This is a genomic window from Streptomyces sp. NPDC050548, from assembly GCF_044457385.1.
Taxonomy (GTDB): domain Bacteria; phylum Actinomycetota; class Actinomycetes; order Streptomycetales; family Streptomycetaceae; genus Streptomyces.
In genome coordinates, this window is sequence record NZ_JBITGV010000028.1 from 102,919 (window position 1) to 116,547 (window position 13,629).

The following is a 13,629-nucleotide window of genomic DNA, read 5'->3' on the forward strand; positions in this document are numbered from 1 at the left end:
GTTGATCACGGGCTCGTCAGCCGGTCTTGTGACCCCACTTCGGACCGACCCGCGCCCAGTCGGCGTCCCACTGGTCCAGGCGCCGCCGTTCCAACCGCCCGGACAACACCCGGCCGACGAGGAGCACCGCCCCTGCGGCACCCGCGGCGGCCCAGACACCGAGCACCGCACCCTCGATCCGTGCCTGGGTCGCGGTCGCGGGGGTGGGCACGAGTCGGCCCCGGCCGTCCAGCCAGACGTGAGTGGTGGTCCCGACCTCGCTGCCGGGGTCCACGTGGGCCAGACCTGTGCGCCGCGTTCCGTCGGCCGCGGTCCAGCGCACGGTGGCCCGGTAGCTGTCACTGCCCTCGGCCGTGCCCACGGTGCGTACGGCGTCCTCGATGAGCACGGCCGACACCGAGTGCCGGCCGGCCCGCAGGGCGTCGATGTGCCGCTCGACCGCGAGGGCCGTCCAGGCGCCCGTGCCGACCGCGGCCAGGACCGCGAGGACCGAGGCCGCGAGGAGCAGCCAGGCCTCGACGAGGTAGCTGCGGCGCCTGAGGGGGTTGCGCCGAAGCCGCCACCAGCGCATCCGGGCCGTCTTTCCGCGCCTGCCGGGGGTCACGATCCTCACCTGACCTGCATGTCGCTGTGGAGCAGTGTCTCGGCGGGCCCGCGCCGTGACGTGGCCCAGGTCTGGTTCGTGTGGCCGAGGCGCAGGACGAGCTGCGGGAACCGGCCGAAGGCGATGCCCGTGCGGACCTCCGCACGCACCGCGGGCACTTCGAGGGGCTGGGTGTGGAAGGCCGCCCGGACCCCGTGGGCCTCCGCGTACAGCAGCACGCGCTGGAGCGCCTGCCCCGCGCGCAGCCAGTCCGTTCGGGTGTCGTAGGGGGTGGTCAGGACGGCGACCGTGCCGGTGCGCGACACCCATTTCTGGGGCGGTACGGCGAACTGCCGGACGAGGCCCAGGTAGTCGCGGCCGGACAGCAGTACGCAGTCCGGGTGGTACAGGCACGCCTCGACCGGCACTCCCGCCGGTCCGACGCATCCCGCGATCTCGGCGGTGTGCCCCCGGTCGGCGCGGTGCACGTCCTCCGCCGTGCGCACCAGATCCGCGAGCCGGTCCAGCTGGTCCGGGTCCTCGACGACCTGGAGGGCGGCGCCCTCGGCCCGTGCCTGTTCCCGCAGGTCGTCGAGGAGCTCCTCCGGGACGGGCTCGGCGGCGAACGGCCCGCGGTGCGTGTGCCGGTGCGCCATCACGCCCGCCATCAGCGCCTCCTCGTAGGTCGCCGGGACATGGGCGGCGAAGGCCACACGGGCCAGGTAGGCCGGGTTGCCGGTCTCCGGGAGCAGGTCGACGGCGGGCCGGAAGCCGAGCTTGCGCACCGCGATCCGCGCGTTGAACAGTGCCGCCCCACAGGCGATGACCGTCTCGCGGCCGCCCGGATCGGTCAGGGCCAGGCGCCGCCCGCGGTCCGCGTGGATCTCGAAGCCGTGGTCGTGGCCCTCCTCGGCGAAGAACCACGGCTGACTGTTGTGCGGCGAGGGCGCGAGGGACGCGGCATGGGCCAAGTGCAGGGCCGCTCGGCCGTGTTGTTCGTACGACACAGACATGGTGCCCCCTTCGTCGGCCTTCTCATCCCAGGGTCCTCGCCCTTCCGCTCCCGCGCATGAGCCTTCCGGCCCTGGACACGGGTCGGGCGGCACTGGTGACCGCCCGTCGGGAGGAGTTCGCTGGAAGTGTCGGAGGAGAACGCCATGAACAACGCATCGTCACTCGCATCCACCAGCCACCGCCGCCGCACCGCCGTGCTCACCACGGCACTGGCGCTGCCTCTGCTCACGGTCACCGCGTGCGGTACGACCGCCGGTACGGGAACGCCGGCCGTCACCGGCCCGGCCTCGCCCTCCACCGTCGGCACGGGCACGTCGGGCGGCACCTCGGGCACACCCGCGCAGCCCGGCACCGCGACCCCGAGGACCACTGCACCGAAGACCACCGCACCGCCCGCCACCACCGGCGGCACGGCCGCGACCCGCGTCCGTACGGGGGTGTACTTCCTGCACGGTGAAAAGGTCTCCCCCGCCCCGCGCACCGTGACCGGGCCGGCGACCGCCACCGCCGCCGTACGGGCCCTGCTGGCCGGCCCCGACCACTACGAGCGCGCCCACGGCCGCACCACGGCGATCCCGTCCGGGACCCGACTGCGGTCCCTCGTCGTCCGGAACCACGTGGCCACGGTCGACCTGACCGGCCGCTACGACGACGGAGGCGGCAGCCTGTCGATGCGGGAGCGGCTCGCCCAGGTCGTGTTCACGGTGACCCGGTTCCCCACCGTCCACAAGGTCGCGTTCGAACTCGACGGCAAGGCGGTGACCTCCTTCGGCGGCGAGGGCGTCGTCCTCAACGGGCCGGTCGGCCGGGGGGACTTCGAGGACCGGGCGCCCGCCGTGCTGGTGGAGTCGCCGATGGCCGGTGACACCGTGCGCACCCCGCTGAGGGTGTGGGGCAGTGCCAACACGTTCGAGGCGCAGTTCCGGCTGAGGGTCACCGACACCGCCGGGCGCACCGCCGCCGACGTCCTGGTCAGGGCGACGTCCGGGACCGGCACACGCGGCACCTTCGACGTGACGTTCCCCTACAAGGCGGCCCGGACCGGCCCGGGGCTGCTCACCGCGTACTTCCTGTCGCCCAAGGACGGCAGGCAGGTGACCGTCGACACGGTGCCGCTGACCGTGAACCGCTGACATCGGCCCGCGGCACGGAAGGGCCCCGGCGCATCGGTTCCGCGCCGGGGCCCTTCCGTGCTCAAGGAGAGGTACAACAGGTCAGTCCTCCTTCCGCGCGGTCAGCAACTCGTCCGCGATCCGCTCCGCCCACTCCTCGATCGCGCCGAAGTCGCGGAAGTCTCCGCCCTTCCCGTTGCGCACGATCGACTGGGCGATACGCCCCTTGGCACCTTCCTCCAGACAGCCGCCGAAGGTGGCATGCCCCTTGGCGTCGAGCCGGGCCATGGCCCGCCGCACACCGAACACGGGCGGTATGTCCCGCTCCGAGGCCGAGGCGTCGAGCGGGCCGCTGCTGAACAACCACACCGGGCGCTCGGCCAGTTGACGGCCGTGCCGGTTCAGGAACCGGCGGGCGTCGCGGTGCCAGCGGCCGGCGTACAGCCCGCTGCCGAGCACCACGGCGTCGTAGGGCATGACGCTCAACACGGACGCGGCGGGCAACAGGTCAGTGGTGAGTCCCGCCTTGCGCAGGACGTCGGCCACGGCCTCGGCGATCTGCGCGGTCGATCCGTTCGTCGTTCCGTAGGCGACCAGCACGCTGGTGGGCATGGCGGTCCCCTCCTCTCATTTCACAGGTGGCGCAACCAGTCCTCGGTGACACCGCGATAGGTCTGTTCCTCGGGCTGGATGTGCGAGTCGTCCCGCCGGTAGGTGAGCTGGTCGACGACCGCCACGACACCGTCGATCTGACGGGTCATGGAGAGGGCGATCTCCGTCTCGCTCTTGCGCTCCATCTGACCGGCGAGGGTGACGACGCCCTCCACCACGGAGACGTCGATGCTGCGCGGGCCCTGCCACAGGGCACGGACCAGCACCTCTTCGACGACCTCGTCGTGGATGTCCGCGTCGGAGCGCAGGAAGACCTGGAGCAGATCGCGCCGCGTGACGATGCCGACGAGCCGGTCCTCCTCGTCGAGGACGGGCAGCCGTTCCACACGGTGCTGCGCCATGGTCCGGGCGGCCTCGACGATGGTGTCCTCGGCGTGCACGGTGACGGGCGGCTCGGTCATCAGCCGGCCGGCGGTGCGGGCCGTGGCCTTCGCGGCCCGCCGCTTGGCGCTGCGCGTCAGGTCGGCGAACCGGAACCTCTTCTTCGGCTCGTACGGGTCGGGGGTCTCGGCCTGGTGGGCCATCAGGTCCGTCTCGGAGACGACTCCGACGACCTTGTCGTCCTCGTCGATCACGGGCAGGCCGCTGATGCGGTGTTCGCCGAGCAGGCGTGCCACCTCCTTGAACGGCGTTCCGTAGGTGGCGCGAACAACCTCCGTGGTCATCACGGAGCCGACCTTGTTGTGCTTCATGGTGTTCCCTCCTCAGCGAAGTCGGCGCAGATACGGGTCCTGCGCCCCGCGGGGCAGCAGGCGGACACGGGCATCGAGGACGGAGACTCCGCCCGGTGCCGCGAGTACGGGGTTGAAGTCGGCCTCGGCCAGCTGCGGCAGGTCGCTCGCCATCCGGGACAGCCGCAGCAGCAGCTGTTCGAGGCCTTCGAGGTCGACGGGGCGGCTGCCGTGGGCGCCGAACAGGAGCGGGGCGCAGCGCGGGGCCGTGATCAGGTCGTGCACGTCGTGGTCGGTGAGCGGGGCGAGCCGGGCGGTGTGGTCGGCGAGGATCTCGGTGGCGGTGCCGCCGAGCCCGAACAGGACGAGCGGTCCGAAGACCTGGTCCTGGACGACACCGGCGAACAGTTCGGTGCCGCGTTCGGCGAGCGGCTGCACCACCACGCCGGTCAGCAGTCCGGCGAACCGGGTCTCCAAGTCCCGGAAGGCGGCGCGCACTTGGGCGTCGCCGCGCAGGTCGAGGTGGACGGCGTGCTGTTCGCTCTTGTGCAGCAGGCCGGGCCAGTAGCCCTTCATGACGACCCGGCCGTCGGCGCCGCGCAGCCGTTCGGCGGCGAGGACGGCACCGTCCTCGGTGTCGGCCCAGGCCCAGGCGAGCTGGGGAATGCCGTAGCAGCCGAGGAGTTCGGCGCACCGGCGCGGGTCGAGCCAGCCGCCGTCCGGGTTCGCGTCGAGGTAGGTCTCGACGACGCTGTGGGCGCGCGCGGTCTCGACTCCGTCGAGGTCGGGGATCGTCCCGGCGGGCCGGGCGAGCCAGGCCGCACGGTGGGCGGCGTGCGCCAACGCCCGTGCCGCCGCCTGGGGTTCGGCGTACGCGGGGACGGTATGTCCGTCCGTGGTGGGCAACAGCTCGACGGGCAGGGCCTGTTCGAGCCGTACTACGGCAATCGGCTTGGGCCGGCGTCCGGTTGCTCGGGTGAGGGCCCGGACAAGATCGTCGCCGGTCGCCTCGGCGACCGCCGTGGGGACCAGGGCCACGAGCACGGCGTCGACGCCGGCGTGGCGCATGATCCGGTCCACGCACTCCCTCAGCTGCTCCTCGCTCACGGCCGCGGTGGCGTCGATCGGGTTGCCGGTCGCGGCGCCCTCGGGCAGTACGGCGAGCAGGTCGTCCACGAGTTCCGGGGTGGGCGTCGGCAGGGCGAGCCCGGCCTCGGCGCAGGCGTCGGCCGCGAGGACCCCGGCTCCGCCCGCGTTGGTGACGATCGCGACCCGGGAGCCGGTGGGCAGCGGCTGGGAGTGCAACAGGGCGGCGGCTTCGAGGAGTTCGCCGACCGAGTGGGTCGCGGTGATGCCGGCCTGGGTGAACAGCGCCCCGCGGGTCATGGTGCGGGTGGCCGCTGCCGCGGTGTGCGAGGCGGCGGCACGGCGGCCGGCGTCGGTGCGGCCCGCGTCGACGGTCAGGACCGGCATACGGCGGGTCACGCGCCGCGCGGTGCGGGAGAACGCCCGCGGGTTGCCGAAGGACTCCAGGTGCAGCAGGGCGAGGTCGGTGGTGCCGTCGCTCTCCCACCACTGCAGCATGTCGTTGCCGCTGACGTCGAACTTGTCGCCCAGCGATGCGAAGGTCGAAACGCCGATGCCGAGCCGGGACAGCCCGTCGAGCAGGGCGATGCCGACACCGCCGGACTGTACGGCGATGCCCGCGGTGCCGGGGCTCGGGTGGCCCGCGGCGAAGGTCGCGTCGAGGTTCAGTTCCGGGTCGGTGTTGGAGACACCGAGGCAGTTGGGGCCGACGAGCCGCATGCCGTACGTCCGGCAAGCCGCCGTCAACGCCGTGGCCTGGGCGTGGTCGAGCCCCGCCGTGACGACGAGGAGGGCGCGTACGCCCGCCTTGCCGCACTCCTCGGCGGCGGCCGGGACAGCGGCGGCGGGTACGGCGACGACCACGAGGTCAGGGGTCCTGGGCAGGGCGCCGACGGAGGGATAGCTCGGTACGCCGAGTATCGAGGTGGCCGCGGGGTTCACCGCGAAGAGGCGGCGGGTGAAGCCGCCGGCCTTGAGGTGGTGCAGGATCGCCCGGCCCACCGAACCGGCCGTACGTCCGGCGCCGACGACGGCGACCGCGTCCGGGCGCAGCAACGGTACGAGGCTGGCGACGTCGGCAGCCCGGCCCCGTGCCTCGGTGGCCGACAAGTAGTTCTCGTCCTCGTCCAGCTCGATGGTGCAGCGCATCTCGGGGCCCTCGAAGCGGCGGGCGGTGCGCAGGCCGAGGTCGGCGAAGAGCCGCAGGATCTCGTGGTTCTCGCTGAGCGCGTCGGCCGTGAACGTGGTGATGCCCTCGGCGCGGGCGGCGGAGACCAGGTGTTCCACGAGGAGGGTGCCGACGCCCCGGTGGTGGAGTCCGTCGGCGACCGCGACGGATATGTCGGCCGCCGTCCCGGTGCCGCCGTTGTCGTACTCGGCGAGCCCGATCACCTGACCCTGGGTCTCGGCGAGCAGGGCCCGGTATCCGGGGTGCGGCCTGCAGGCCCGGTCGGCCGCCATCTCGGCGGAGCGACGGCTCACTCCGAAGAAGCGAAGCCGCAGGTTCTCCGGAGACATCTCCTCGTAGAGGCCCTGGAGTTGGTCGTGGTCGCGGGCCTCGACGGGACGGATGCACACGGTGGTGCCGTCCGCGAGCAGGGCGTGGACTGTGGGTCGGTTGAGCACGTCGTCCGTCATCGGGGGTCTCCTCCGGGGTTCTTCGACACTTCGAGCGTCCCGCGGAACGGAGAGAGGCCCCATGGGCTGCCTGGGGGCGGACCATGGGGCCTTTCGGCCCTCAGGAATCCGCCCACAGGCCCACCTCACGGGGCCTCTCGCGGTCGTGCTCAGTCGTCGGTGACCAGTGCCGTCAGGTCGAGGAGGCGGTTGGTGTAGCCCCACTCGTTGTCGTACCAGCCGAAGACCTTGACCAGGGTGCCGTTCGCCTGGGTGAGCGCCGGGTCGAAGATGCAGGACGCGGGGTCACCGATGACGTCGCGGGAGACGATCGGGGCCTTCGAGACGCGCAGGATGCCGTTGAGCGGGCCGTCGGCCGCCTCGGCGAACGCGGCGTTGACCTCGTCCACCGTCGTCTCACGGTTCAGGACCACCGCGAGGTCGGTGAGGGACCCGTCCTCGACCGGTACGCGTACGGCGATGCCGTCCAGGGCGCCGGCCATCTCCGGCACCACCAAGCCCACGGCGCGGGCGGCGCCGGTGCTGGTCGGGATGATGCTCAAAGCGGCCGAGCGGGCCCGGCGCAGGTCCTTGTGCGGGCCGTCGAGGAGGGACTGGTCGTTGGTGTAGCCGTGGATGGTGGTCATCATTCCGCGCTCGATGCCGAAGGTCTCGTGCAGCACCTTGACCATCGGGGCGACGCAGTTGGTGGTGCAGGACGCGGCCGAGACGATCCGGTCCTGGCGGCGGTCGTACGTCGTGTCGTTGACGCCCATCACGATGGTGGCGTCCACGTTCTTGCCAGGGGCGGACAGCAGCACGGTGTGCGCGCCCGCCTTGAGGTGCAGGGCGGCGGAGTCGCGGTCGCGGAAGCGGCCGGTGGACTCGATCACGATGCCGGCTCCGTAGTCGGACCAGTGCAGCGCGGCCGGATCGCGTTCTGCGGTGACCTCGATGCGCCGGCCGTCGACGGTGATCGAGGTGTCGTCGTGGGTGACCTCGCGTCCGATGCGGCCGAACGTCGAGTCGTACTCCAGGAGATGGGCAAGGGTGGCGGGCGAGGTGATGTCGTTGATGGCGACGACCTCGACGTCCTGGGTGCCCGCCTCGGCGCGGTCGAGTGCCGCGCGCAGATAGGTGCGGCCTATGCGGCCGAAGCCGTTGATGCCGACACGTACGGTCATGGCGGTGAACTCCTTTACTGGGCAGGGGTTTTCAGGCGTTCCAGGTCCAGTCGGCGACTTCGGGCAGGTCGGTGCCGTGTTCGCGGATCCAGGCGTGGTGGCGGGTGCGGGCGTCGGCCATCTGCTGGCGTACGGCGGCGGCGCGTACCGCGAGGCCGGGAACGCGGTCGATGACGTCCATGACGAGGCGGTAGCGGTCGAGGTCGTTGCGGACGACCATGTCGAACGGGGTGGTCGTGGTGCCGGACTCCTTGTAGCCGCGCACGTGCAGGTTGGCGTGGCCGGCCCGGCGGTAGGCGAGGCGGTGGATGAGCCACGGGTAGCCGTGGTAGGCGAAGATGACCGGCTTGTCGGCGGTGAACAGGCCGTCGTACTCGAAGTCGCTCATCCCGTGCGGGTGTTCCTCGCGCGGCAGCAGCCGGGTCATGTCGACGACGTTGACGACCCGGACGGCGAGCTGCGGCAGGTGGCGGCGCAGCAACTGGGCGGCGGCCAGCACCTCCAGGGTCGGGACGTCACCGGCGCAGGCCAGCACGACGTCCGGTTCGCCGCCGTTCTCGGTGCCCGCCCACTCCCAGATCCCGGCCCCGCGCGCGCAGTGGGCGCGGGCCTGTTCCATGGAGAGCCAGTCGAAGCAAGGCTGCTTGCCGGCGACGACCACGTTGACGTAGTCACGGCTGCGCAGGACGTGATCGGCCACCGAGAGAAGGGTGTTGGCGTCCGGCGGGAGGTAGACCCGTACCACCTCCGGGCTCTTGTTGAGGACGTGGTCGACGAAACCCGGGTCCTGGTGGGAGAAGCCGTTGTGGTCCTGGCGCCACACGTGCGAGGTGAGCAGGTAGTTGAGGGAGGCGATCGGCGCCCGCCACGCCAACTCCCTTGATGTCTTCAGCCACTTGATGTGCTGGTTGACCATGGAGTCGACGATGTGGACGAAGGCCTCGTAGCAGGAGAACAGTCCGTGCCTGCCGGTGAGGAGGTAGCCCTCCAGCCAGCCCTGGCAGGTGTGTTCGGAGAGGATCTCCATCACGCGGCCGTGCCGCTCCAGGTGCTCGTCGACCGGGAGGTACCCGGCCTGCCAGGCCTTGCCGCTGGCGTTGAAGACGGCTTGGAGGCGGTTGGAGGCGGTCTCGTCCGGTCCTACGACGCGGAAGTCGCGGCTGGCCGAGGTGTCGTGCATGACCTGTTCGAGGAGGTCGCCGAGCACGCGGGTCGGCTCGTGCAGGGTGGTGCCCGGCTTCTCGACCGGTACCGCGAAACGGTCCAGGGACGGGATCGGCAGGTCGCGCACCAGCAGGCCGCCGTTGGCGTACGGGCTGGAACCCAGTCGCTTCGTGCCCTCGGGGACGCAGGCCAGGACGTCGGCGACGGGCCGGCCGTCCGGGCCGAAGAGCTTCTCCGGGTGGTAGGAGCGCAGCCAGGCCTCCAACTGCCGTAGATGCTCCGGGTTTTCGCGAACCTCGGACAGCGGGACCTGGTGTGCGCGCCAGGTGCCCTCGACGGGGACGCCGTCGACCTCGGCGGGTCCGGTCCAGCCCTTCGGGGTGCGCAGCACGATCACCGGCCAGTGCACGCGCTCGGTGACGCCGTCCTCGCGGGCGGACTGCTGCATCACGGCGATGCGGTCCAGCGCGTCGTCGAACGCGGCGGCCATGGCCCTGTGCACCTGGAGCGGGTCGTCGCCTGTGACGTGGATCGGGTCGTGGCCGTATCCCCGTAGCAGTTCGTCGAGTTCGGACTCGGGGAGGCGGGAGAGGACCGTCGGGTTGGCGATCTTGTAGCCGTTGAGGTGGAGGATGGGCAGGACGGCGCCGTCGTGGACCGGGTCGAGGAACTTGTTGGAGTGCCAGGCCGCCGCCAGTGGGCCGGTCTCCGCCTCGCCGTCACCGATCACACAGGTGACCAGCAGGTCCGGGTTGTCGAGGGCGGCGCCGTACGCGTGGGCGAGGGAGTAGCCGAGTTCGCCGCCCTCGTGGATGGAGCCGGGGGTCTCCGGCGCCACGTGGCTGGGCACGCCGCCGGGGAAGGAGAACTGCTTGAACAGGCGCTCCATGCCCGCCCCGTCGCGGCTCACGTCCGGGTAGGTCTCGCTGTAGCTGCCCTCCAGCCAGGAGTTGGCGAGCACGGACGGGCCGCCGTGCCCCGGGCCCCACACGCACAGCGCGTCCAGGCCGCGCGCCTTGATCACGCGGTTGAGGTGGGTGTACACGAGGTTGAGGCCGGGCGAGGTGCCCCAGTGGCCCAGCAGGCGTGGCTTGATGTGCTCCGGCTTCAGGGGCTCGGTGAGCAGCGGGTTCGCCATCAAGTAGATCTGCCCGGCGGCAAGGTAGTTGGCGGCACGCCAGTGGGCGTCCAGGGTGCGCAGTTCGTCGTCGGTCAGTACGGTGCTCTGCTGGTCTTCGACCTTGGGCATCGGAGGCTCCGGAAGTCATCGGCGTGAGTCGAGAGAGACGTAACTACTGGGTCAACGGGCGGAGTTGGACAGGCTCGTACTCATGCGTGCTCAGGCACGATGACGACCGGGCAGGCGGAGTGGTGCAGCACTCCGTGGGCCACGCGGCCGAGTTGGAGTCCGTAGTGCCCGGGGCGGCGCTTGGCTCCGACGATCAGGAGGTCGGCGTCACGCGAGGCGTCCACGAGCACGGCCCGGGTGGGGCCCTCGACCGTACGGCGGTGTGCTTCGACGTCGGCGGGAACGTCCTGAAGGGCCGCTTCCAGCGCCTCCGCCGCCTCTCGCTCGTGCAGCCGGGCGGGTTCTCCCGACATCAGCGGATGGTCGGTGGTCTCGTGGGCGGGCCAGCGCCAGGCCCGTACGACATCCACCGGCACCCCGCGGCGCCGCGCCTCCTCGAAGGCGAACCGCACGGCCGCCGAGCCCGCCGGCTTCTCTCCGACGCCCACGACGACGCGGCCGTGGGTGGCGGTGCGGGCCTGGTTGTCGTGGTTGCCGCGGACGACGATCATCGGGCACTGCGCGTGCCCGGCCACGGTCAGGCTGACCGAGCCCAGCAGCGCCTCGGCGAGACCGCTGCGGCCGCGGGTGCCGGTCACCAGCGCGGAGGCGCTGCGGCTCTCCCGCACCAGCGCGTACTCGGGTTCCTCGGGCAGTACGTCGACGCTGACGTCGAGGTCCGGATGACGGCGGCGCGCCCGGCGGGCGGCACTGTCGACGATGTCCTCGGCCCGTACCTGTTCGGACGGCTTGTGGAAGTCGTCGGCGAGCGAGGTGCCCTCGTAACGCTCCCAGAGCGACGCGTACACCAGCCGCAGCGGAAGTCCGCGTACGGCGGCCTCGTCGGCCGCCCAGTCGACGGCCCGCAGGCTGGGCTCGGAGCCGTCGACGCCGACGACGATCGGCAGGGCCTTCGTCATCTCCGTCACCGTCCCATGGCGAGGTCGAAGACGATCCGGGCCTTGACGTCGCCGCGTAGCACGTCGGCGATGGACTCGTTGACCGAACTCAGCGGGCGGGTCTCGGAGATGACCTTGGTCCGTCCGGTGGCGTGCAGCTGGAAGACCTCGGCGAGGTCCTGCCGGGTGCCGACGATCGAGCCGATGACCGAGGTGCCGTTGAGCACGGTGTCGAAGATCGGGACCTGGATCGTGCCGTGCGCGGGCAGGGCGACCATGACGAGCTTCCCGCCGCGCCGCAGACCGGAGTTGACGGCGGCGAACGCGTCCTCGTTCACGGCCAGGGCGATCGCCGCGTGCGCGCCGCCGTGCCGCTTCAGCACCTCTCCCACGTCGTCCTTGCGGGCGTCGATGACGAGGTCCGCGCCGAGCGCGGTGGCGAGTTCGAGCTTCTCGTCGGTGACGTCGATGGCCGCGACCTGGGCTCCGGCGATCTTCGCGTACTGCACGGCGAGGTGGCCGAGCCCGCCGACGCCGGAGATCGCGACGAGTTGCGCGGGCCGCACGCCGGCGACCTTGAGCGCCTTGTACGTCGTGACGCCGGCGCAGGTCAGCGGGGCGGCGTCGATCGCGCTCACGCCGTCGGGCACCGGCTGGGCGAAGTCGGCCCAGGCGAGCATCTTCTCGGCGTAGCCGCCGTCGCAGCCGTAGCCGGTGTTGATCTGCTGCTCGCACAGCGTCTCCCAGCCGGACAGGCAGTGCTCGCAGCGCCCGCAGGCCTTGCCGAGCCACGGCACCGCGACCCGCTGACCGACGGTCAGGTGGGTGACGCCGTCGCCGAGCTTCTCGACGAGGCCGACGCCCTCGTGGCCGGGGACGAACGGCGGGTTGGGCTTGACGGGCCAGTCGCCGTGGGCGGCGTGGATGTCGGTGTGGCACAGCCCGGAGGCCTCGACGCGGACACGGACCTGGCCGGGGCCGGGCTCGGGGTCGGGGCGGTCCTCGATGACCAGGGGTTCACCGAACGCCCGTACAACTGCTGCCTTCATGGCTACTGCTCCTCAGGGGGAAAGACGGGGGTGGGTCACTTGTGTGCGACGACGGCAACGGGGGCGACGGCGTGGTGCAGGACGCCGTGTGCGACCGGGCCGATGTGCGCGCCGAGCGCGCCGCGGCGGATCCGGCGGCCGATGACGACCAGGGAGGCCTCGCGGGAGGCGTCCACCAGGTGGTCGGCGGCGCTGCCGACGCGGGGCTCCAGGGCGACCTGGATGTCGGGGTGCTTCTGGCGCCAGGGGCTCAGGGCCTCGGTGAGGGCGGTTGTCTCCTCGCGGGAGAGCTCGTCGTTCAGGCCCGCGTCCATCGCGAGGCCGTAGGCGTAGTACGGCGGCAGGTTCCAGCCGTAGACGACGCGCAGGCCGGTGCCGCGCCTGGCGGCCTCGGCGAACGCGAACTCGATCACCGCGTCGGCGGGGGTGTCGGCGTCGAGGCCGAGGACCACGGGCCGGTACGGGGTGTCGGTCGACGGGCTGCCCGCCGGGTCCGTCTCGTGCTCGTCGGCGGGTTGTTCGCCGGCCCGGACCAGGATCACGGGCAGTTCGGCGTGGGCAACGACGGAGAGGCCGACGGAGCCGACGAGGAATCCGCCGACGCCGCTCAGTCCGCGCGAGCCGAGGACCAGCAGTTCGGCGTCCTTCGCCGCGTCGAGCAGCGCGTCCGCGGGCGTGCCGGTCACCTGGTCCTCGGTCACGTCCAGACCGGGGTGGCGCAGGCGCAGGCCCTCGCCCGCCTCGCGCGGAATGCGCTGGCTCCAGTGCTGTTGCGTCTCGGCGCCCAGCAGCGGTGCCTGGGCCAACGGATCCGGGGCGGGCTCCCAGACGTGGACTACTTTCAGCGACAGGCCGCGCAGTTCGGCCTCGCGGGCCGCCCATTCGGCGGCGGCGCGGCTCTCGGGGGAACCGTCGAGACCTGCGACAACAGTGCGGACCATGATTCTTCCTCCTGAACGAATGTCTGATTCCAGCTTCGTGGCACAGGGGTTCCCCGGGCAGGGGCCGCAGGTCCCCGGCAGGGACCGTTCGGCCCAATGGGCAGCCGCACGGCGGGCCCCGCACGAGGGCCCGCCGTATCTGCCGCGGTCAGCGCAGCCAGTTGTGGTCGCGGACGACGGGGAGCTTGGCCCAGGCCTTGCCGAGGCCCCAGGTGGCGCCGGCGCCGACCGCCGCGAGAGCGATGATCACGAGCGCGTAGATCAGGTGGTAGTCGGCGAACGGGTTCGACGACATGCTCAGCGACCCGTCGGACAGGTGCTTCGCCGGCGGCCACTCCGCCATCCACAT

11 protein-coding genes and 1 pseudogene are annotated in these 13,629 nt (G+C 71.9%); 1 reads left to right on the plus strand and 11 read right to left on the minus strand.

Annotated elements, in window-relative coordinates; all coding sequences use genetic code 11:
• Positions 1–16: 16 nt before the first annotated feature.
• Positions 17–604 (minus strand): hypothetical protein, encoded by a 588-nt coding sequence (locus tag ACIBJH_RS45250; RefSeq protein WP_399122837.1) that lies wholly within the window; start codon positions 602–604, stop codon positions 17–19.
• A 5-nt stretch (positions 605–609) separates the two neighbouring features.
• Positions 610–1,596: an Acg family FMN-binding oxidoreductase gene (locus ACIBJH_RS45255; protein WP_399122838.1), complete on the minus strand. Its 987-nt coding sequence runs from the start codon at positions 1,594–1,596 to the stop codon at positions 610–612.
• Between the two features lie 144 nt (positions 1,597–1,740).
• On the opposite strand from ACIBJH_RS45255, the gene ACIBJH_RS45260 reads away from it, so the two are divergent.
• Positions 1,741–2,730, plus strand: coding sequence for a GerMN domain-containing protein (locus ACIBJH_RS45260; RefSeq protein ID WP_399122839.1), 990 nt, complete (start codon positions 1,741–1,743; stop codon positions 2,728–2,730).
• Between the two features lie 81 nt (positions 2,731–2,811).
• Here ACIBJH_RS45260 and ACIBJH_RS45265 read toward each other — a convergent pair whose 3' ends face one another.
• The 9 genes and pseudogenes from ACIBJH_RS45265 to ACIBJH_RS45305 all read right to left on the minus strand — a co-directional run.
• Positions 2,812–3,321, minus strand: a complete 510-nt coding sequence (locus ACIBJH_RS45265) for a flavodoxin domain-containing protein (RefSeq protein WP_399122840.1) — start codon at positions 3,319–3,321, stop codon at positions 2,812–2,814.
• A gap of 20 nt (positions 3,322–3,341) precedes the next feature.
• Complete coding sequence (locus tag ACIBJH_RS45270; protein ID WP_399122841.1) at positions 3,342–4,073, minus strand: CBS domain-containing protein; 732 nt, start codon at positions 4,071–4,073, stop codon at positions 3,342–3,344.
• Positions 4,074–4,085: 12 nt separating this feature from the next.
• Positions 4,086–6,776 carry a GNAT family N-acetyltransferase gene (locus tag ACIBJH_RS45275; protein ID WP_399122842.1) on the minus strand — a complete coding sequence of 897 codons (2,691 nt, stop codon included), beginning with the start codon at positions 6,774–6,776 and terminating at the stop codon, positions 4,086–4,088.
• A gap of 149 nt (positions 6,777–6,925) precedes the next feature.
• Positions 6,926–7,939 (minus strand): type I glyceraldehyde-3-phosphate dehydrogenase, encoded by a 1,014-nt coding sequence (gene gap, locus ACIBJH_RS45280; RefSeq protein WP_399122844.1) that lies wholly within the window; start codon positions 7,937–7,939, stop codon positions 6,926–6,928.
• 31 nt (positions 7,940–7,970) lie between these two features.
• Positions 7,971–10,352, minus strand: a complete 2,382-nt coding sequence (locus tag ACIBJH_RS45285; RefSeq protein WP_399122845.1) for a phosphoketolase — start codon at positions 10,350–10,352, stop codon at positions 7,971–7,973.
• Positions 10,353–10,432: 80 nt separating this feature from the next.
• Positions 10,433–11,311, minus strand: a complete 879-nt coding sequence (locus tag ACIBJH_RS45290; RefSeq protein WP_399122846.1) for a universal stress protein — start codon at positions 11,309–11,311, stop codon at positions 10,433–10,435.
• A 5-nt stretch (positions 11,312–11,316) separates the two neighbouring features.
• Positions 11,317–12,339 carry a zinc-dependent alcohol dehydrogenase gene (locus ACIBJH_RS45295; protein ID WP_399122848.1) on the minus strand — a complete coding sequence of 341 codons (1,023 nt, stop codon included), beginning with the start codon at positions 12,337–12,339 and terminating at the stop codon, positions 11,317–11,319.
• Between the two features lie 35 nt (positions 12,340–12,374).
• The gene (locus ACIBJH_RS45300; protein WP_399122849.1) at positions 12,375–13,280 is read right to left on the minus strand and encodes a universal stress protein; all 906 of its coding nucleotides are present in this window, start codon (positions 13,278–13,280) and stop codon (positions 12,375–12,377) included.
• Between the two features lie 148 nt (positions 13,281–13,428).
• Positions 13,429–13,629: pseudogene (locus tag ACIBJH_RS45305) on the minus strand (hypothetical protein); the annotation flags it as partial.